Annotated in this window: 20 protein-coding genes; 11 read left to right on the forward strand and 9 right to left on the reverse strand. The window is 49.4% G+C overall.

What is annotated here, in order from left to right:
- Positions 1 to 27: 27 nt before the first annotated feature.
- From OXH18_RS22835 to OXH18_RS22850, 4 genes are all read right to left on the reverse strand, one after another.
- Positions 28 to 1,470 carry a cytochrome ubiquinol oxidase subunit I gene (locus OXH18_RS22835; protein WP_268609799.1) on the reverse strand — a complete coding sequence of 481 codons (1,443 nt, stop codon included), beginning with the start codon at positions 1,468 to 1,470 and terminating at the stop codon, positions 28 to 30.
- 258 nt (positions 1,471 to 1,728) lie between these two features.
- Positions 1,729 to 2,508, reverse strand: a complete 780-nt coding sequence (locus tag OXH18_RS22840) for a sulfite exporter TauE/SafE family protein (protein ID WP_268609800.1) — start codon at positions 2,506 to 2,508, stop codon at positions 1,729 to 1,731.
- Positions 2,509 to 2,628: 120 nt separating this feature from the next.
- The gene (locus OXH18_RS22845) at positions 2,629 to 3,201 is read right to left on the reverse strand and encodes a rhodanese-like domain-containing protein (protein ID WP_268609801.1); all 573 of its coding nucleotides are present in this window, start codon (positions 3,199 to 3,201) and stop codon (positions 2,629 to 2,631) included.
- Between the two features lie 97 nt (positions 3,202 to 3,298).
- A complete protein-coding gene (locus OXH18_RS22850; protein ID WP_268609802.1) occupies positions 3,299 to 3,997 on the reverse strand; it encodes an MBL fold metallo-hydrolase in 699 nt (232 codons plus the stop codon).
- 339 nt (positions 3,998 to 4,336) lie between these two features.
- On the opposite strand from OXH18_RS22850, the gene OXH18_RS22855 reads away from it, so the two are divergent.
- The gene (locus tag OXH18_RS22855) at positions 4,337 to 5,665 is read left to right on the forward strand and encodes an NAD(P)/FAD-dependent oxidoreductase (protein WP_268609803.1); all 1,329 of its coding nucleotides are present in this window, start codon (positions 4,337 to 4,339) and stop codon (positions 5,663 to 5,665) included.
- 55 nt (positions 5,666 to 5,720) lie between these two features.
- Positions 5,721 to 5,903 carry a hypothetical protein gene (locus OXH18_RS22860; RefSeq protein ID WP_268609804.1) on the forward strand — a complete coding sequence of 61 codons (183 nt, stop codon included), beginning with the start codon at positions 5,721 to 5,723 and terminating at the stop codon, positions 5,901 to 5,903.
- Here the strand turns inward: OXH18_RS22860 and OXH18_RS22865 are convergent.
- Complete coding sequence (locus OXH18_RS22865; protein WP_268613238.1) at positions 5,900 to 6,277, reverse strand: ArsR/SmtB family transcription factor; 378 nt, start codon at positions 6,275 to 6,277, stop codon at positions 5,900 to 5,902. The genes OXH18_RS22860 and OXH18_RS22865 overlap by 4 nt on opposite strands.
- A gap of 316 nt (positions 6,278 to 6,593) precedes the next feature.
- Here OXH18_RS22865 and OXH18_RS22870 point away from each other — a divergent pair, with 316 nt between their 5' ends.
- From OXH18_RS22870 to OXH18_RS22910, 9 genes are all read left to right on the forward strand, one after another.
- Complete coding sequence (locus OXH18_RS22870; RefSeq protein WP_268609805.1) at positions 6,594 to 7,031, forward strand: hypothetical protein; 438 nt, start codon at positions 6,594 to 6,596, stop codon at positions 7,029 to 7,031.
- A 463-nt stretch (positions 7,032 to 7,494) separates the two neighbouring features.
- Entirely contained in the window at positions 7,495 to 9,432 is a 1,938-nt protein-coding gene (locus OXH18_RS22875; RefSeq protein ID WP_268609807.1) for a hypothetical protein, read from the forward strand.
- A gap of 301 nt (positions 9,433 to 9,733) precedes the next feature.
- Positions 9,734 to 11,551, forward strand: coding sequence for a serine/threonine-protein kinase (locus tag OXH18_RS22880; RefSeq protein ID WP_268609809.1), 1,818 nt, complete (start codon positions 9,734 to 9,736; stop codon positions 11,549 to 11,551).
- A gap of 255 nt (positions 11,552 to 11,806) precedes the next feature.
- Positions 11,807 to 12,433 carry a TMEM165/GDT1 family protein gene (locus tag OXH18_RS22885; RefSeq protein WP_268609810.1) on the forward strand — a complete coding sequence of 209 codons (627 nt, stop codon included), beginning with the start codon at positions 11,807 to 11,809 and terminating at the stop codon, positions 12,431 to 12,433.
- Between the two features lie 88 nt (positions 12,434 to 12,521).
- Positions 12,522 to 13,424: an EamA family transporter gene (locus tag OXH18_RS22890; RefSeq protein WP_268609811.1), complete on the forward strand. Its 903-nt coding sequence runs from the start codon at positions 12,522 to 12,524 to the stop codon at positions 13,422 to 13,424.
- Positions 13,425 to 13,534: 110 nt separating this feature from the next.
- Positions 13,535 to 14,278 (forward strand): histidine phosphatase family protein, encoded by a 744-nt coding sequence (locus OXH18_RS22895; protein ID WP_268609812.1) that lies wholly within the window; start codon positions 13,535 to 13,537, stop codon positions 14,276 to 14,278.
- A 220-nt stretch (positions 14,279 to 14,498) separates the two neighbouring features.
- Positions 14,499 to 15,458: a RodZ family helix-turn-helix domain-containing protein gene (locus OXH18_RS22900; RefSeq protein ID WP_268609813.1), complete on the forward strand. Its 960-nt coding sequence runs from the start codon at positions 14,499 to 14,501 to the stop codon at positions 15,456 to 15,458.
- 24 nt (positions 15,459 to 15,482) lie between these two features.
- Positions 15,483 to 15,968 (forward strand): 2-C-methyl-D-erythritol 2,4-cyclodiphosphate synthase, encoded by a 486-nt coding sequence (gene ispF / locus OXH18_RS22905; RefSeq protein ID WP_268609814.1) that lies wholly within the window; start codon positions 15,483 to 15,485, stop codon positions 15,966 to 15,968.
- Between the two features lie 91 nt (positions 15,969 to 16,059).
- Entirely contained in the window at positions 16,060 to 16,773 is a 714-nt protein-coding gene (locus OXH18_RS22910) for a PHP domain-containing protein (RefSeq protein WP_268609815.1), read from the forward strand.
- A 41-nt stretch (positions 16,774 to 16,814) separates the two neighbouring features.
- Here OXH18_RS22910 and OXH18_RS22915 read toward each other — a convergent pair whose 3' ends face one another.
- The 4 genes from OXH18_RS22915 to OXH18_RS22930 form a co-directional block, all read right to left on the reverse strand.
- Positions 16,815 to 17,294 (reverse strand): GNAT family N-acetyltransferase, encoded by a 480-nt coding sequence (locus tag OXH18_RS22915; protein WP_268609816.1) that lies wholly within the window; start codon positions 17,292 to 17,294, stop codon positions 16,815 to 16,817.
- Positions 17,266 to 18,075 carry a GNAT family N-acetyltransferase gene (locus tag OXH18_RS22920; RefSeq protein WP_268609817.1) on the reverse strand — a complete coding sequence of 270 codons (810 nt, stop codon included), beginning with the start codon at positions 18,073 to 18,075 and terminating at the stop codon, positions 17,266 to 17,268. The genes OXH18_RS22915 and OXH18_RS22920 overlap by 29 nt, the downstream gene beginning before the upstream one ends.
- Positions 18,012 to 19,229 (reverse strand): chromate efflux transporter, encoded by a 1,218-nt coding sequence (chrA, locus tag OXH18_RS22925; protein ID WP_268609818.1) that lies wholly within the window; start codon positions 19,227 to 19,229, stop codon positions 18,012 to 18,014. Before chrA ends, OXH18_RS22920 begins: the two co-directional genes overlap by 64 nt.
- 221 nt (positions 19,230 to 19,450) lie before the next feature.
- The gene (locus tag OXH18_RS22930) at positions 19,451 to 20,506 is read right to left on the reverse strand and encodes an ABC transporter substrate-binding protein (protein ID WP_268609819.1); all 1,056 of its coding nucleotides are present in this window, start codon (positions 20,504 to 20,506) and stop codon (positions 19,451 to 19,453) included.
- Positions 20,507 to 20,926: the final 420 nt, after the last annotated feature.

Consider the following 20,926-nt stretch of genomic DNA (forward strand, 5'->3'; position numbering starts at 1 on the left):
ATAGATTGCTCAATGTTGCCAAGGTTACTACTGCTGGGCTTCAACTGGGCGCTGATCGGGAATAAACTCAGCCGGTTCTGTCTCTACCGCGGGCTGATTCTCAATGCCTGGCACTGACAATTCTAAGTTTGGACCTTGACGAATGATACGACTGCCAAAGAACATCGCACAGATAAACAACGTCGTGTACACTCCAGCAAAGATCAGCAGCGATGTTAATACTTCACTAGCAGGCAAATTGGACACACCATCCGCCGTGCGGATCTGCCCATACACAACCCAGGGTTGTCGCCCTACGCAGCGCACAATCCAGCCAGATTCAACAGCAATGTAACCTAACGGAGCCGCCAGTAGCCAGGTTCGCAATAGCCATTTTTGTTGTGCGATCGCCTCTGGTGCGAACTTGCCCCGCAGCCATTGAATTACGCTCACTCCCATCAAACCTGCCAGGAAAAAGCCAATTCCGCTCATAAGACGGAACGAATAGTAAACCAAGCCCACCATTTTGGGGCGATCGTCTGGCTGCCATTCCTTAAGGCCTAAGACGGGTTCAGAGAGATTTTTCTTGAACTCCAAAATGTAGCCCAGCCCATTAGGAATGGAAATTTCCCAGTCATTTCGCTCCAGTTTGTTATTGGGTAACGCCACTAAGCTCCAATCCGCGGGTTGTCCTGCTGGACTCGTTTCCCATTTGGCTTCCATTGCCGCCAGTTTAGTTGGCTGGTAGTGAGCCACCTGCTCAGCGCTGAGGTGCCCAATGTAGATCTGCAAAGGCGTGACGGCGATCGCTACGGCTACGACAATCTTGAGCGATCGGGAAAAGAACTCGGCATGACGATGATTGAGAATATACCAGGCACTAATGCCGCCAATGACAAACAGCGAGGTTTCCAACGTTGCGAAGAACATATGGGAAACGCTGATGAACATAAACGGATTCAAAATTGCCTGAAAGTAATCATCGACAATGAACTTTCCGTTCACCACTTCTCCGCCTGCGGGGGTTTGCAACCAAGAATTTGCTGCCAAAATCCAGAAAGTGGAGAGGTTTGCGCCAAAGGCAACCATGATTGTAGCGAAGTAATGAATTTTAGGATTTACCCGTTCCCAGCCAAACAGCATGATACCTAAGAATCCGGCTTCTAGCATAAATGCCATTGCAGCCTCGAAGCCCAAAATACTGCCAAAAAAATCGCCCACCGCTTCTGAAAACGGTGCCCAGTTCGTACCAAACTGAAACTCCATTGGTAAGCCTGTGGCGACACCAATACCGAAGTTGAGAACATAAAGTTTTGCCCAGAAACGAGCATGATAGTAGTAATCGGAGTTGCGTGTTTTGAGCCATAAGCCCTCAACGATGACTAGATAGATTCCCATCCCAGTCGTCAACACGGGCCATAGCATATGAAAGATAGCAGTCAGAGCAAATTGCATTCGCGATAGTGCGACAGTATCAGCCCAGATATTCATCCTTGCCTCATCGATAAGGTTTTAGAAGGAATCGGCAATGGGGAGCGTCACAGTTGCAAGTCTAATGCAAGTCTAACCCTCATTCTCCAACCCCTGCCCTCAAGCGGAGACAAGAGAGCCGGATTGAAGATCCTCGCCCTGTGAGGGAGGGATCTAGGGTGAGGGCGACAAACGTGACAGGCTCCCTCATCAATTTACTTATTGTAACGGTATGAATTCTGTCCGTCTGTCTGGAACCTCCCATCAAGCACTTTTAAATTACCGTCTGATTAAAACAAAGATAGCAACGGCCAAGACAAAGTAACCGAATCCTTTTTCAAGTTGCTTGGCACTGACAAATTGATTTAAATAAGAACCCAAAAGAATTCCGACACTAGAGGCGATCGTGAACGACAAAAGCAGCGTCCAATCAATCGGAACGTGACCAAAATATCCGGCAAATCCGGTGACAGACTTCAGTGCCAGAATAATCAAAGACGTTCCTACCGCCTCTTTCATAGGAGTATTGCCGAGCAGTACCAACGCTGGAATCACCAAAAACCCACCGCCAATGCCAATGAAGCCTGTAAGCACCCCAACCACCAACCCTTCTAGCGCGATCGCCAACCATTTCGGAATGACTGTATGTTGATCAGAATGACTAGCTTTATCAAGCGATTTTTCCGATTTGCTGGCTCCTTTACGAATCATACTAATTGAGGCAACCAGCATCATCACTCCAAAGGTCACGAGTTGAATGGTGGGTGTAATGAATGGCAACGAGGCTAATCGCGCTCCCAAATAAGCCCCTAGCATAGAAGCGGGCGCAAACAGCGCGATAATTTTAGGATTGACATTGCCCTGCCGCCAATGGGGAATGGCGCCAATCAAGCTCGCGACTCCCACAATTACCAGAGTCATCGCGAAGGCAGACTTTGCCGGAACGGACATAATGTAAATCAAAACAGGAGCTGCCAAGATTGACCCGCCCCCACCGATTAACCCCAAGCTGATGCCAATGCAAACTGCCAGCAAGTGCCCAATGATAGTCGTCAACATTGATGTCTTTTTCCAGATTTGTTTTTCGAGTCACTCCAAGCTGAACGATCGCGGATGATCGAGGTATTGATCGCAACGACCGCCAAAAAAATAGGACGTTCTGATGAACGTCCTAGAACACTAAACGCGCTGGTTGTAAGGCAATTTGGCAAGTAGCATGGCTAACGCACAGGTATTAGTAATTCCAGCAAAAACTAGCCCGGAACCCACAAAACCGCTGAGGAGCAAGAACCAGGGAGACACAAACGCACCCAGTACAGTGCCAATTACCACCAGAGAACCTGCCACAATTTGTACCTGGCGCATCAGACTAATGGGCGCATTTTTGTTTACCTCAGTTGGATACCCTGCCTGCACCCAAGCCGATAATCCTCCTTCCAAGTGCGTCACTTCATCCAGCCCTGCTGCAAACAATTTCTGTGCCGCTTGGGCTGAGCGATTCCCTGTTCGACAGTACAACACTGTAGGTTTGTTGCTATCAAATGGAATGCTATTTGGATCAAATTTGGATAACGGCATCAGAACTGAACCGGGAATCTTTTCGCCCGCATGTTCAGAAGGCTCACGCACATCGACGAGTGTGACGGCTTGCTGACTCAATAAGGTATTCAGAGAGTCTGGATCAATGGTTTTCAAACGATCGCGTCGAGTTTGACTTGGATGATTGAAAGACATCTCATTCATGCTGGTCATGGAGTTCTCCTAACTGTTTCAAGTGTTGGGTAATGTAGCCTACCAAAATTGCTTCATGCTGGAGCGATCGTAAAAATTTGATACCATCGCCATCGTTCTAACTAGTCACAAGCACATTACCGCATTGTTCATTTGCCGGAACCGCTTCCATGATTTTTTTGGGATCAGGAAGATTCAGCCCATTCATAAACTCAATGAACTGATCGCGGGTTCGCCCCACAAAGCGCGGGTTCCATTGTTCTTCTTCAGCAATGGTAGAAACACTATGACCGCGATAGTCATGGGCAGGATACACGAGCGTTCCATCTGGCAGCGTGAACAGATTCTCTGTCACAGAATCATATAGTGTACCTGCATCACCGCTTTGGAAATCAGTCCGTCCGCAGCCGCGAATAAACAGCGCATCCCCCGTCAACACTCGATCGCCGTTCACCAGATACGCCATGTGGCTGTCGGTATGTCCTGGAGTTGCAATCGCCTGAATTTCAATCTCGCCGACTTTCAAGACTTCTCCATGCTGAATATGGCGATCGGCACAGGCAACTTGAGCCTTCGCTGGCACAATGGTTTCACAGCCTGTCAACTCCCGCAGCTTTCCAGCACCTGTGATATGGTCAGCGTGGACATGGGTTTCTAAGCAGTATTTCAAGGTCAATCCCAACTCGTTGATTAGCTTATAATCGCGCTCGACTTGCTCAATTACAGAGTCAACCAAAACCGCTTCCTTGGTGTTGGGGTCAGCAATCAGATAGGTATAAGTCCAGGTGTCTTGATCAAACAATTGGCGAAATATCATTGCTCTTTACCTCGTGAGACGGTGTTTACAAAAGGGTTGCATTCTAGGTGTCACCTGCAACAAACAGGATGGCAACGACAACCAAGATTGAGAAAAACGTGAGATAGCCAGTCACCATGAACGCGATCGCCCTGTAATGTTAACCTTAGATAGCTCATATCAATTAAATTACCATATAGTAATATAATCTGCAACTTTGATTTGCGTCAAGCCAAGACTGATTTAAGGTTTTCTTCAGAAAGAACAACTATATTACTACTTGGTAGTATGATAGACATAATTAATATCTCATGTTACTAACTCAGTTTCCATACCTTTCGTTACATTTGAGGAACTACCGTGTCACCGACTGCACAGCAAACCCAATCAACGCAACCTGCTGAACAGATTCATCAAAATCTCTCGGCTCCTGAGGCGATCGCCCCTCCGGTGAAGCACCACCAAATTGTGATTGTGGGGGGAGGAGCCGCCGGAATTACGGTTGCAGCCCAACTGCTGAAGCGAAATCGCGCCCTGGATATTGCCATTATTGAACCGTCTGACAAACACTACTATCAACCGGGCTGGACGCTGGTGGGCGGCGGTGTGTCTCCTATTGACAAATTCATTCGGGATGAAAAAGATGTCATTCCCAACGGCGCAACTTGGATTCAAGCGCGGGTGGCGAAACTTGATCCCGATCGCAATAGGGTCATCACCGAAGCAGAACAAGTCATTGAGTACGATTACTTAGTGCTCTGTCCTGGCATTCAAATTGACTGGCATCTGATTAAAGGACTAAAAGAAGCCCTGGGTCGAGGCGGAGTCACCAGTAACTACTCCAAAGACTACGCCCCCTACACTTGGGAAACGATCCGAAACTTCAAAGGTGGGAATGCTCTCTTCACCTATCCTGCTACACCCATCAAGTGTGGCGGTGCACCCCAGAAAGTGATGTACATGGCGGATGATACCTTCAAGCGCCATAGCGGCGTCGGAGTCAACACAACCGTGATGTTTTGCACCGCTGGGGCATCCATGTTTGCCGTGCCAGAATATTCTGCCTCTCTGGATCGAGTGGTGGCACGACGCGGCATTGTCACCAAATTTAAGCACAATCTCAAGGAAATCAAAGCCGATACGCAAGAAGCCATTTTTGATGTCACTACGGATAACGGCGTTGAGGAAGTCAGCCTTCACTACGATATGATCCATGTGGCCCCTCCCATGAGTGCGCCTGATTTCATCAAGCAAAGTCCACTGGCTGGGGCTGGCGGCTGGGTAGATGTTGATAAAGCTACGCTGCAACACACCCGTTATGCCAATGTGTTTTCCTTAGGGGATGCCTCCTCTTTGCCAACTTCTAAGACGGCCGCCGCTGCCCGTAAGCAAGCCCCGATCTTGGTTCAGAACTTATTGTCTTTAATCCAATCGCAGCCGATCGCAGCAGAATACGATGGCTATACCTGCTGTCCCCTGATCACAGGTTACAACTCAACAATCATGGCAGAGTTTGCCTATGGGGGAAAGCTGGCTCCCTCGTTTCCGCTTGATCCCACCCAGGAACGCTACTCGATGTATTTGGCAAAAGCTTATGTGTTGCCTTGGTTGTACTGGAACAGGATGCTGAAGGGTGAAGGATTTGAAGCCGATATTTTCAAACCCCTCAACAAATTGCTCCGCCGCTAGACAACATAGCGCAGGGGGTGGTAACAGCCCATCCCCTCAATGGTCGGATAGCCCCTTGAGTTTTAACGTTGGCGATCGCGTTTACTACATTGGTTCAGATGCCAAGATTTTGTCCGACTACGGCAACCAAATCCTAGAAATCACTGACTTGGATACAAAAACGAGACGAGTCGTCTGTCAAACGGTTCGTCTCGAACAAGTTGTCGGAATTGCATTTGAAGATCTCAGCAAACTCTAACGGACCTGCCTTAACTGCGACAATTGCTGAAGCTGTTGGCTTTGCTGTTCAATCTGCACCGTTAACGCATCACAAACCAAATCACACAGTTCAAACAAAAATGGATTGGCAATGCGATAGTATACGCAGACGCCACGCTGCTCACGGGCAACTACCCCCGCTTGAGTCAGCATTTTCAAATGCTTGGAAACATTTGCCTGCCCCAATCCTGTTTCTTCAAGAATCTCCGTCACATTCTTTGCACCTGTTTTCAAGGAACAGACAATTTGAAGCCGACTCACTTCTGATAAGACTTTGAAGAAGTCTGCCATTAGGCTCAAGGCTGCGGGCGTGAGTTTGGAAATGCCGCACTCATCCACTGCTTCTGCATTCATTGCTTTTGGCACACTTATTCTGGGTACTTTGTCCTGAGCAGCAACAGGATTCTTCGCTGACTTTGTGGGCATGGGAGGCATTCCAAACTTAAGGAATTTATTCTTATCATTATATTACCACACGGTAGTAGATGTTAGTAGTATAGAGAGCAGCAAGCGAGTCTGGCACTACACCATCTCGTCTTCAAAGTAGAGGGAACTCATAGGACTGTCTTGCAATCCTGACTACTAGTAGTTGATTTAAACAATCAGTAACGCTCAAACAGCTTCTCGAAAACCGTTGACTCAAGACCTTAGCAATGCATTGTGAGACTCTATGAACTATCTGCGTTTGATGGTAGCAAGCTGTGGAATTTTGGTTGTTGCAGGTTTGTTATTCCTGGGAACAGTGTTTGGAGTGTCGATTGTCCGATCGCCCCGTGAATTGACCGAACGCATGATTGGCGCTTCTCTTCCTGAAGAAGTTACCCCAGACGTTCAGTTCGATGGTCTACTAGGTCCAATTCCCATTGATATTGAATACGAAGCACACGTACGATTTACCATGCCAGCCAAGGAACTGGATGGTTTCGTTGAGCGCTTGGGTTGTCCATCTATAGAAAAGGTGGGAGATAAGTACGAATGCATTATAACGAGAGCGCAACGTCCCAGTGGGTTGCCACCTTCAGACGGCACAGCAGAGTCTCGCCTGATTCAGTTCAAATTGCTTGATAATCAAACCGTACTCGTTCAGATGCGTCTACTGGCAACCTGAATTGTCGATGTGGTTCCTTCCTTGGTAGTGGATGGAGCAAGCTTTGGCATCGGCCGGAAAATTGCGGGCTATTGCCTAGGCACAGCAATTACAGCACAGTCTCAGGAAACACGAGTGTCCTACTCTTGTCTCATCTCAAATCGCTTATGAACTATTTCTCTGATCCAAACATCATGGCGTCTTACCCTTGAGACAACTTGCTCCGTTTGTTCTCACCTGATTCTCTCGATCGCCTCACTATCGACTCCGTATTTCCTCACCTGTAATTTTTGTAGTCCGCTAGCTGCAAGCCTTTTAGGTAAAAGAGACAGACTGATCAGATCGATCAGTTTGATCGAGTCTGCTGTGCCGTCAAACCAAATCTGGCAAAATGATCCCCTACTGATAGCGTTTAGGGGAAATCAATATCGCTACATCTGCTGCTACTCGGGTATTCAGCGCGGTAGAAGAAAGAGACGAATTTTTGGCGCTCTTTCCCCACCGCTACGATTTTCTCTATGCAGAGATGCCTGACCCAACCGAAAAGCCCCACTGGAAAACCGAAAGTCGCTATCCCTTGTCCGATCGGACAATTCAACAGTCCACTCAGCTATTTGGGGTCCGTTTCGGCAAGAAAACCGCTTACTGTTTGCTCGATATTGACACCACCAGCGTTTACCACCCAACCCACGATCGCTTTGCCATTGGTAACATTGCAGCAGCGTTGGAACCGTTAGGGTTAGTTAACTTTGTCGCTTGTACCTCCAGTTATAGTGGCGGCATTCATTTGTATTTCCCGTTTCAGAAGGCTGAAAGTTCCTGGAAAGTAGCAGCGGCAGTAACGGCACTTCTGACCCAAGCTGGCTTTAAATTGCGATCGGGGCAGTTGGAAGTATTTCCCAATGCCAAGCCCTACGTTGCCGGACAATTGCCAAGCTTGTTTAATGCCCATCGATTGCCATTACAAATGGGGTCTTACTTACTTGATGCAGAGTTTCAGCCAATCTGGAGCGATCATTCCACGTTTGTGCAACATTGGAACTTTGCCAAGCAGCGCAATCACCTGAATGATCAGGTGCTAAAACAATTGCTACAGCCGGTTTGCAAGCCGTATGCAATGTCTGGGAAAGCGGAAAAATTTCTTAAGGACTTAAATACAGAAATTGAGATGGGCTGGACGGGCCACGGACAAACGAATCGCCTGTTGGGACGAATCGCCATGCGGGCTTATGTGTTCCATCATTGGTTAGCAGGAGGAGACCCCTTAACCGGACAAGCGTTGGTGGATAAGATTGTATCCACAGCCCGATCGCTACCGGGCTATTACGATTGGTGTCAGCACCAACCCGATATTGAGCAACGAGCCAGTGAATGGGCCCGTTGTGTCGAGGCAAGTCACTATTTTCCCTATGGTGTTGGCCGGCGATCGAACCGATCGGACGCAGAAAAGACAGAAACCGCATCAACAACGACATGGAACCAACAACAGACAGCATTAGCACGCGCGAGAATCCGTGAGGCTGTTGCCCGTTTGCTTGAAACGAATACTCTTCCAACTGGCATTACTGCACGGTTTCGACGGTTGACAACCTTTGGCATCAGTGGTAGTTCCCTCTATCGCCATCGAGATCTATGGCATCCAAACCACTTGGCAAGGGACACAGACCCCGTAGAACCCGTAAAGTCTGTGAAATCTATGGAGCCTGTAGAAGATCCAGAGCACACATCCAACCTAACAACCGATCGAAATTCCACAAACTTATTTCCACCGTCTGGGTGTAATCCTTTGCTAAATCAGCTTCCTACGCCTTCTCCACAAGATGTAGCGATGTTGGGGTGTAATCTAGCTTGGGGTTTGGAGGCTGAGGATTTACGGTATCTAGCAGGGCGATCGCGGATTTTAGAATCATCTCCAAATCAAGTGCAGCGATTACAGCAATTTCTCAGTTTTGGTGATCCAGTATGGATTGATGGAGAGCGATTGCAGGTGCAACAATTGGATGATACAGCCGACCACGCTAGGGATTACTACGGGGATTATCCTAGGGATCATTGTAGGAATCATGTTGTGAATCAATTGTCCAGGCTGAGATCTTTAGGGCGGATTCACGGTGTTATAGCACTGTATTTGGATCAATTTCCCGATCGAGAGATCAATGGGTGTTCAGATCGATTGCCATTATCTCGATTACAAGAGTCCCTATTACAAGAATGCTTCTTCCCGCTGTTAGGTCTATTCGATCGGTTGGCTGGATCGGTTGGCAACAAATGCTGTTTATGTTCGTCAAAAACAGTGGACACGATCGCAAATTTAAAATTCAATTTTAAATTTCTGACACCATGCTTTAGGAATCTTTATCCGTTGGTTGCGAAGACAAAACTGGTGAAACGGTTACATTGGTCACAAACTACTGAGGATTAACTGAGCACAACAGACAGGTTAAACTGATCGAAAATCTTGGCTAGGTTTTCGTAACAGACCGTAGAGTGAATAGGTATAAACAGAATGGATCAAATAGACTAGAGATAACGCTGGTTTGCTAAAGTTGCTCAGCCATTTCCATTCCCTTCTATCAAGACGGCTGTTTTCCTGTTGAACGGTTAATATCATTGTCTCAATTCATGACTATTGCCGGAACAAAGCTCATTGGCTCTGTAGAAAGATCTACGGATTTCTCTCATTAGATCAAAAGTTGCACACGTCACGGGATGCTATCTGCACCATGATTGGTTCTACACTCAGTGGTCGCTACAAAATAGTTAATGTTTTAGGTGCGGGTGGCATGGGTCGAACGTATGTCGCAGAAGACATGCTGCGTCCAGGGCATCCAAAATGTGTAGTGAAGCAGTTAAGACCTGCTAGCACTGATCCAAACGTCTTAGAAATTGCTAGACGGTTGTTTGCTACTGAAGCTGAAACCCTAGAGCGGTTGGGAAACCATGACCAAATTCCTCGGCTATTGGCTTATTTTGAACATGATGAGGAATTTTATCTAGTTCAGGAATTTATCGACGGGCATCCGCTTAGTGCCGAGTTACATCAAACGCGCCATTGGTCAGAGACGCAGGTTGTGCAACTGCTACAAGAAATTCTGGCGGTGCTATCGTTTATCCACAATCAAAACGTCATTCACCGCGACATCAAACCCGATAATATCATCCGCCGATCGCGTGACAATCGGTTGGTGTTGATTGATTTTGGCGCAGTGAAACAGGTACGGATGCAGCAGATTACTCAAATGGGGCAAGCAAGTGTCACGGTGGCGATCGGCACACCTGGCTATATGCCCACTGAGCAATCCACTGGCAAACCACGCCCCAGCAGTGATATCTATGCGGTTGGTATGGTAGGTATCCAGGCGCTAACGGGCGTACTGCCAACATTTCTGCAAGAAGATGAAGATGGTGAGGTGATTTGGCGACCGTTAGTGCAGGTCAGCGATGGCTTTGCTGAGGTAATTAATAAAATGGTGCGGCACTATTTTAAGCATCGCTACCAAACTGCCGCAGAAGCGCTGCAAGCGTTATACCAACTTACGGCATCGGGACAGGGAGCCAATGGTGGGACAGCCCCAACACACCTTGCATCTGGTGGATTAGTGGCTCCAACTATCTCTTCGCCCCCAACCTATCCCTACTCCACCCATTCGTTGCCAACCCCGCAATCCTCTACCACAACCCCCCCTCAGTCTGTGGAATCGCCCACCTCCGAACCAAGTTTTGCGGTTCCGTTCGCTGCTCCGGTTCCTCCGGTTGAGCCAGTTTCCATCTCCCCCGTCTCGCGATCGTCCCCACCTCAAACTCCTAGTACCCCACCAACCCAGTTTGTGGCTCCGCACCTGCCTCACCATTCCACCCCCCCCTCACCTCCAGGCACGACTCCGCAAGCAGGGCCTCAGTCCACTACTCCGGCGACGTACTATCAAGCTGGGAACTCGACTGCCTTTTCGGGAGCAGCTTCGGGAGCGGCTTCGCATCAATCCAATCCTCAGTTGACAACCCCCCTGCCACCAGTGTCCAGGGGGCGATCGCCAGCCGATCTCTATCCGGTTCCGGTACGATCCTCATCGCCACCCAAACTCTTGCTGATCGGAGGAGGTATTGCACTACTGCTGTTGGCTGGTGGAGCCATTTATACCCTGTTTCTAGCTGAAGAGCGTGACTCTCAGCCTGTGCCGACGATTACAACGCCGTCTCCTACGCCTGCACCTGCTCCCTCTCCCAGCCCAACCCCAACCCCGGAACCCGCACTAAGTCCGATTCCTGCACCGAGTCCATTGCCTGCGCCAGCCCCAATTCCTGACCCGGTTCCCTTCCCTGCGCCAGTGCCAGTGCCGGAACCAGAACCCTACATCCCCCCGCCGGAACCAGAACCCTTCATTCCAACTGAACCCGAAGCGGGCTATTCTCCAGAACCAGCGCCAGCGCCAGCGCCGGAACCAGAACCTTATATTGAACTAGCGCCAGCCCCCTCCCCTGCGCCAGCCCCGGCTCCATCTCCAGTACCCGATATTCCCTTTATTGAAGTGCCCGATTTTTAGAAATTGGATTGACAGAATAGCAAAAACTCAGTAAATTCAGATGGAAATGAAGGGGAGTAGCTGCCGATCGCCAAAGCTTCGGTTGATCGGACTGTCTAAGTCAACATGCTGGTGATAAACCTGGCTTAGACAACAGGAAACCAAATCTTGTTAGCGAGACCTTCACTAGGTTCACGTTTGAGGTGAGCTTGGTGGGGTCTTCTCATATGCAAGCTCACTCAGACTTCGATTTGCGATTTATCTGAGGAGAGCACTATGTTAGCTGCCTTTACAGCAGGGCTTTTGTTAATTACTATCTCGGAACTGGGCGACAAGACGTTTTTTATTGCCGCTATCCTGGCGATGCGTCATTCGCGGCGATGGGTGTTTGTTGGTTCGATCGCAGCTTTGGCTGCCATGACCATTCTGTCGGTGCTGTTGGGGCAAGCGGCTGGGCTGTTGCCAAGTGAGTATGTGCGGTGGGCCGAAGTGTTACTATTTACAGGGTTTGGTCTCAAGCTGCTCTACGATGCAAACCGGATGGGCACAAAGCCCAATTTAGAGGAACAGCAGGAGGCTGCCGAGGTGGTCGAGCATGCGGAAGCCAAACTGAAGCGTCATAATGGATTAGCTGTGTTGTCGCAAGCATTTGGACTCACCTTTGTGGCAGAGTGGGGCGATCGGACGCAATTCACGACGATTGCCTTGTCAGCCGCGAACAATCCCTATGGTGTCACCGCTGGGGCCATTTTGGGTCACGCCATTTGTGCCGCGTTAGCGGTCCTCTGTGGACGCATGGTTTGCAAACGCATCTCTGAACGAACCGTTACAGCACTTGGCAGCGGCTTGTTTTTGTTGTTTGGACTGGTTAGCTTTTTGCGATTGATGGGACTGCTGTCCTAGAACGGGCTAGAGAGAATGTGGGCACGGAGGTAGTAAATTTTGAGAGCAGCCTTAGTGGATCTACCTTTGAAAGGGTAAAGGATCAGGCATGAAAAACTTAGGATTGGCGGCGATCGCAATAGCAGCAATGCTGTGGGCAGTGGCAGCGATTGTAGCCAGCGAACTGTTTGCCGCAGGAGTGCAACCCTTTGAGTTGGCAATGGCCCGCACTGTCGTGGCGGCGATCGGGCTATCGTTGCTGTATCAGTTTGGCCCAACTTCACTGAGATCTCCCCCTGCCAAACCGCTGTCTCATCGCTGGTTTGAATGGCGATTGGTGCTGCTGGGATTTGCTCTGGCGTTTGTCACAGTTAGCTACTATGTGGCGATCGATCGGCTAGCAGTGGCGGTGGCGCTGGTGATTCAGTACACAGCCCCGGCCCTGGTCGTCGCATTAACTGCCCTACAGATGCGGCAATGGCCTGCCCCTACGACAATTGCTGCTGTGATTGCAGCTATTGTGGGTGTGGTGCTGGTTTCGGGCGTACTCAGTAGCCAGCTAGCCTTGAATCGTTTAGGACTGATTGCAGCGGGATTAAGTGCCTTGTTCTTTGCCAGTTACACCGTTCTAAGTGAATCGGTCGTGCATACCTATGGTGCGATCGGCGTCATGTTTCGCGCCTTTATAGTTTCTAGTTTGTTCTGGATTGGGTTCCAAACCGCTCAAGGCATGCCTACAGCCGTTTTTGCACCCGCCAACTTGCCTGGCATTTTATTCGTGGGTATCGGTGGCACCTTAATTCCTTTTTCCCTGCTGTGTTGGGGAATTCAGCAAGTGCAAGCTTCTCAAGCCTCAATCGCCGCCACCCTCGAACCTGTGATTGCAGCAGCCCTAGCTTGGCTGTGGCTAGGGCAAACCCTCGACCTAGCGCAAATCATCGGTGGCATCTTAATCCTCCTGGCTGTTGTATCCCTACAAAGGCGATCGATGAATGAGGAAAAACAAGGATAAAGGCTTCTCCCTATCCCAATTTTCAACCCCCAACCCCCCGTTCCCCGTTCCCTCTCTCCCCTATATAATGAAACCCTAAATCTTAGGTGCCATCGACCGTCAAAACGCCTATGACGCTGCTGAAGCTGCTCTTTATCCGTCATGCTCAATCGGTGGGCAATCAACAAAAGCGGATGCAGGGACAACGAGAATTTGAACTCACCGATGAAGGGCGACGACAAGCAGAAAAACTAGCCCAGCGGTTATTGGCAGAAGCATGGCGACCGTCCTGTGTGTATAGTAGCCCGTTGAAGCGCACAGTCCAAACAACAGAAATTTTGCTGGCTCATTTCTTAGCAGAGCCGTTACCAGCGATGGTCAGTGATTTAGTAGATGGTGAGGTGGATTCACCACTGGAGGTTTTGGCCACCAACCCGTCACCGGCGATCGCGGTGGAGTATGCTGATGAACTGAAGGAATTTCAGAACGGGATTTTTGCGGGATTGACCTGGGCAGAAGCTAGAGAGCGCTATCCCGATTTGTGTCATCAATTGGAAAGCTCGTCCGATTGGATTCAAATCCCTGGAGCCGAGTCTCTACAAGAAGCCCGATCGCGGGCCCGCCAATTTGTGCATCGTATTATCGATCGCCATGCTGACGGAGAGCAACTCTGGATTGTAACCCACAGTTGGATTCTGCAACACCTAATTGCTGAGCTAATGGGCTGTGATCGATCGTGGCGTATTCATGCCCGCAACACGGCGATTTTTGAATTTTGGGTGGATCGATCGCGCTGGCAACGTACTGATCAAAACCGCTTCAATACCGATCTCTGGCAAATTCGTCGCTTTAACGACTATCACCATTTGCTGTAAGGGGAATCGGGAGTCGGGAGTCGGGAGAACTTTTGCCGTTCAGCTTTTTTCCCTTTAATTAAAATCTTTAGACTACAATTACCAGCCTTCGCTTACAATACTTGGGGAAAAAAGTATACCAGAAGGGCTTAAAAAAAGGTTATTTTTAATTAACACGACTCTTCGCCTACATGATACAACGTCTAACCTGATGTTTATAACAGTAAATGCTGAGTGAGCAATGGTAGATTCGATGGATGATATTGCGAGGCAGGCACGTCAAGGCAGTGTCTCTGCAATTATTCAAGTTCTCAACGATAAGCTAGCTGACTCTGGAATTCGCACTAGAGCCGTGTTTGAGCAAGGGGTGCTGCAACTGCTATGCGAGGCGCCCACGCCAGAGCAACTTGAACAATCTGTGTTGGTTCCTCGGGTTCGCCAAATCCTAGAGTCCATTCAGCCTCACCGCATTCGTCGCGTTAATATCAACAGTCGTATTGTGCGAGAGCAGCAGCTTCTCTGGCTCGATGAAATTAATCGTGATCCCGATAATCAGTTGCTTTGGTCTGAAGAAATTACTTTAAGACGCCCCAACTTGTTTCAGCGTCTCACTCAAGGGACAAAAGAACGGAAGCCGATCGATCCCAAGGCTTCGTTGCCTAAAAATTCTCCGGTGCGTGTGGCTCGCGAAAAGCGATTGTTTTGGCGAGGTTTGGTGGGTGGAGCCAGCCTCAGCTTGTTTCTATTGTTAATAGGTTGGACAGTAGCCAATTGGCTAGAGCGACAATCTAACTCGTCTCAATCTGCCTCGGTTTCCTCTCCCGACCTGTCTTCTGAACCAGCCGCCACGCTTGATCCGACGATTGCGACAGCAGAGGTTGAACCCTCTGTCCCTGCTGAATCTCCTGCCTCGGCCGCATCAGAACCCGCCTCAACGGATTCACCCACGAATAGTCCTGTCGCAGTGGATGACGATCCATTTACAAAAGCGGTTAATTTAGCCCAAACGGCTGTGGAAGCTGGACAAACGGCCGACACTTCAGCAGAGTGGCTGACCTTGGCGGCTCAATGGCAACAAGCGTCTGATTTGATGGCGTTGATTCCTCCGGACGATGCTCGCTACGACATTGCCCAAAGCCGCATCGAGGTTTATCGTCAAAATAGTCGAGAGGCCCTTCAGCAAGCCCAAAGCCGTCCTTAAATCAATTTCATTGCAGCTAAATTCATGAATCTCCGCATTGGCAATGGTTATGATATTCATCGCTTGGTGAGCGATCGTCCGTTAATTTTAGGCGGTATTCAGATTCCGCATGACCTAGGACTGCTGGGTCATAGCGATGCTGATGTGCTGACCCATGCCATCATGGACGCGATGCTAGGAGCCTTGAGTCTAGGTGATATTGGACATTACTTCCCGCCAAGCGATCCCCAATGGGCCGGAGCCGATAGCCTGAAACTGTTAGCTCAAGTCAATGCATTAATTCAGTCGAAGGGCTGGAAAATTGGCAATCTGGATTCTGTGGTTGTAGCAGAACGTCCCAAACTGAAACCTCATTTACCGGCTATGCGCGATCGCCTAGCCAGTATTTTGCAGATCGTTCCAGACCAAATTAGCGTTAAAGCGACTACCAACGAAAAATTGGGCCCGATCGGACGAGAAGAAGGCATTGCTGCCTATGCGGTCGCTCTCTTGTTGCCGCGAGAGGGCTAGAAAAGAACCATTCTCCGCATCCCCCCTCCCCCGATTCTTTGATCCTAGATGTATAGTAGAAAGCAACATGTAACTAAGCGTTAAGGGAATTATGGCTGTCGATCTGGCTCGGCATTCAGTTTGGTCAGCAGCACAGGACTCGCTAGCCCTTCGAGCAATTTTTGAGACAATTACGGCCGAGAGTTGTCCCTACCTGTTTAACTTTCATATTCATACCGTTTGTTCGGATGGCAAACTGCAACCTGAACAGGTGATTGAACAAGCAATTGCGATCGGAGTGCAAGGGCTGGCGATTACTGACCACCACACAGTTAATGGCTACCGCAAGGCGCAAGAGTGGCTAGAGAATTGGTTGTGGTCGTCGTTTGATACTCCTCGTGCTTGCAATGCTCCAACCCTATGGACAGGGATGGAAATTAATGCAGAGATGCTGGGAATTGAAGTGCATATTCTGGCCTATGCCTTTGATCCCGACCACGGAGCGCTGCGCCCCTATCAACAAGGAGGCACGGCTGTGGGGGCTGCTTACCGCGCTGAGCGAGTGATTCAGTCTATCCATGAAGCAGGTGGGTTGGCAGTTTTAGCCCATCCGGCGCGTTACCGTCGATCGCCTGCCATGCTAATTCCAGAAGCCTCGCGGTTAGGTATTGATGGCATTGAAACCTACTATGCCTACGGCAATCCGTCACCTTGGGAACCCAGCCCCAAGCAAATGATGGAAGTATCTGCTCTAGGCACGATGTACGGGTTGCTTAATACCTGTGGTACTGATACCCACGGGTTAAGGTTGATGCAGCGTTTGTAGGTCCGGTGGTGCGGCTTAAACATAGGCGGCTTAAACATAGGCTATAGCTCGATCAGCATTTCCACCATGCTGACCCGGAAGCCGCAGGTGGTAAACAACTTGCGAGCGATTTCGTTGTTGGCAGCAGTATCCAGTCGAACCTGCTCAACCCCTACCTGTCGAAAGTGTTCGATCGCCCGCTGTATCAATTGCCGAGCTACTCCTCGGTGACGATAGGCTTCCTCTACCCAAAGATCATGAATAAAGCCATATTCCTTGACTCGATAAATGGGAATTTCGCGTTCTACTGTGGCAATCAACAGCGCGACAAGAACCGGGTCAGAGCCGATCGAATCTTCAGCCACCAAACATACATGGCGCGAATTTTTCATTAATTGATCTAGCCAGGACATGTAGCGTTGCTCTGGATTTGGTAAAAAGCCATACTTGGCTGGATCTAGGGCTTGGTGGAAAGCACATGTTTTGGCAACGAGGGGCAGCATGGATGGAATATCAGTCAGTGTTGCAGTACGAATGATCATATGAATTCATGAATTCAGCACTATCAATGCTGTAGTGAATCAGTTCAGCCCCAGCTATTTGCGATCGTCTGACTGGGATCATGCCTAGCTTGTCCAGCACTCGCTGCGACGCGATGTTTGGCACATCTGTACTGGCGGCTATGCGATCGAATTTTAGAGTATGAAAGCCGTAATGCAGCATGGCCCGGGCCGCTTCTGTTGCCAGGCCTTGTCTCCAACAGTCAAATGCTAACCCATACGCCAGTTCCAGTTCGGGCGGTGTGTGGAAATACCAGAACCCGCAGAAGCCGATCAATCGCTGTAAGTCGGTGGCAAAAAATAAGCCCCACAGGCCAAAGCCGTGCTGTTGAAACAAAATCAAGCTTTCCTCTACCCAGTCGGCAATTTGTTGATCTGACACAATCTGATCATCACAAAGAAACCGTCGGACTTGAGGATGAACTACGATCGCGTGTAGCGCCGCAGAATTCGATCGATCGAGCGGACGTAAGCACAACCGAGGGGTGTAAATCTCATAACGGGAAGCCTGGAAATGCACTGGCAAGGATGAGGGATAAACGATGAAGACGATCTCAACATTTCTATGAGGGCAGGTTTTGTGATTAGCGGTCTGGCAAAACCATTCCACCTCAGTGAACCCTGCCCCTAACGGCATCTGTCTCCGAGGAACTTCAGAACTCTCATAGTAAAGCGCGATCGAGAAAAAACAGAGAATTCCTAACCGCCAACCCCCAATCCCCTCATCCCCAACCCTGCTATGGCTCCTGCCAGCACCAGCCATGCCGAGTTTACTTGAAAGCGAAATACCGCAATTAAGCCAAGCACAGCCAAACTGGCCGTGCTCCAATCGACGATCGCCGCACTTAGGAGCGTGACTGTAACGGCCGCCATTAACCCCAACGCCCCTGCATTAACCCCATCTAAAAAGCCAGCCGTCCAGCGAGATTGGCGTAAGCGAGCAGCAAATGGGCTGATGATGGCAACTAAGAGAAACGATGGCAGAAAAATTCCTAGGGTCGCCGCAATTGCTCCGGCATGGCCCGCTAGCAGATAGCCGATGAACGTGGCGGTAGTAAATACTGGCCCCGGCGTAAACTCGCCAATAACAATGGCATCCAACAATTGCTGTGACGAAAGCACCTGCCAGCGCTCGACAAGATCGCGTTGCAGAAAAGCCAAGAGCACATAGCCACTGCCATATAGCACGGCCCCTACTTTGAGGAAAAACAGAAACACATTGCTCCATGCCACCGATCGCGGCGCATCAGTTGGATTTACTTGTGCCAAAACGCTTGAAACGGGCAATAAGAACAAACCAGTAGTGCTGTGGCGATTCGATTGCCCATTTCGCAGCAACATCATTCCCACCCCTGCCAGGACAAGCACCAGAACTTCATTTAGTCCCAAGAAATAAGCAGCAATGGCGGCTACACCTGCGATTGCTGTGGGAATATCTTTGATGGCTTTTTTGCCCAGTTTCCAGAGCGCTTGGGCAATCACCGCTAAAATTACCGGTTTGACACCGTACAGTACCCACTCTACCTGAGGGATTGATTGCGAGCGGACATACAGGATAGCTAAGCCCCACACCATCAGCATGGCCGGCAAAATGAAACAAATGCCTGCGGTCATCAAGCCGCGCCATCCGGCTCGTTCATTGCCGATTAGGATAGCCATTTCGGTGGAGTTGGGGCCTGGAATGAGGCTAGTGACACCCAACAAATCTAGGATTCGTTGCTCTGGCATCCATTGGCGACGCCGCACGACCTCATCGTTCATCATGGCAATGTGTGCAGCCGGTCCTCCAAAGGCGATCGTCCCCAGTTTCAGAAAGACGGTAGCCAGTTCTTGCAAGCGTTGTTGCTTTTCCGGTGGAGGTAAGTCAGCGAAACGAATTGAAGCTGGGGCCGACAGCATTTCTGGCTCTTGGGGCATGAACTTCTTCAACTCCTGATGTTAAATGGCTCAATATCAATAAATGTCATCAATAGGCGATGGTTCAGATGCTCGGTAGCAATGAATTAACGGCTCATTGTTTCAGAAGTATGATGTTCAGCAAAAACTTTTCAGCAAAAATACCTGCTTGACGGCTAGGCTGTCAGGCAGGTATTGCCCATCTTAAGGTACGTTCATAGCACCTTAGCTGTCAACTGACCTTAGCTGCGAATTTCGTTCCACAGTTGCACCCATTGGTCATAGTTTTTAACGCTTTGCCACATGTTGATTTGTGAATGCAGCGACAAATCATCCATAAACAATTCGTGGGCGCGTTCTGGGCCGATCGCTTCTGCACCCAAGGTCGTCGCTCCAGAATACCCAGTCACCTCCATAACGCCCTTTTGTCCGGCTCCGCTAAGGATGTAATCAATCCACTGGTATGCAACATCAGGGTTGCGAGACTTTTTGGAAATCATCCAGGAATCTGTCCAACCCGTGAGCTTCCCTTGAGGGCTGACCGAGCCGATTGGAAATCCAGCTTCGCTGAGTTGGGTATAGGTGAGCGGCCAGGCATGGGCTAGAACAATTTCACCCGATTGAAACAGGTTAGCCAGTTCGCCTGCGGTTGTCCAGAACTTCCGAATGTTGGGACGCAGTTGCAGCAGTTTGTCTTTAACTTCGGCTAAGTCGGCCTCGCTCAGATCATAGGGATCAGGTTTGCCCAGCCACAGCGCTACATCCGCGATCGTCATTGGGTTATCGGGTAGGGCAATTTTGCCCGCATAGTCCGAGTCGAACAACACATCCCACGACGACGGAGCCGACTTGACTGCTTTAGTATTGTAAACCAAGACGTTGGGGCCCCAAGCAAACGTAACCCCATAGGGTTTGCCGTCGAAGGTATTCCACTTGCCACCTTGAAACGATTCAAACACAGTGTCATAGTTTTCTAGCTTGCTGGTATCAATCGGCTGCACTAATCCAGCTTGATAGAGCCGCTCGGTGATGTCGCCCGATGCCGAAATGATGTCATAGGTGCGACCGCCGCCCGTGCGGAATTTGGCAAACATCTCGTCGCTAGAGCCAGCATACGTTGCCTTGACCGCGCAGCCTGTTTGGTCTTCAAAGGCTTTTGTAAACGAAGAATCGGTATAGCCCTCCCAGACAATCGCCGTGAGTGTACAGCCTGCCGCTTGGGCTGGACGGATTGGCAGCCACACCGAGCTTAGACCCAGTAAGCCCATCAATAAAATAGAAATAAAGCGATACAACATAGGTTGTTTCCTTGAGTGAGTATCAAATCAGAAACTTATCACACCAAATAGCGCCCCAATCAGGGTAGAGAAGGATGGAACAATCGGTTGTACTCTAAACCACAGATAGGGACAGACTCAATAACAAAATTAGTCTCTGTGCTAGCCAAGATAATTGGCCAAAATATCAGTCTAACGTTTGCCTGCTGCATCAGGGGGACATACCTGTTCAGCAACGCTGACCCGACAACGCCCCAACTCCAACGCTGGATAGCCTTCCACCACTTCAACACTCTAATTAAATGAGAATATATTGCATCAATGTTGACATTGATTTGCAATAAGGCTATTATCTATTCATAGTGTTCTCCTCTCAAAGGATCGGCAAGTGGGGGTAGTCGGCAGACTTAACCCCTCTTTTTTTGTCTAGGTCTCATCTAG

Source organism: Thermocoleostomius sinensis A174, assembly GCF_026802175.1.
Lineage (GTDB): Bacteria > Cyanobacteriota > Cyanobacteriia > Elainellales > Elainellaceae > Thermocoleostomius > Thermocoleostomius sinensis.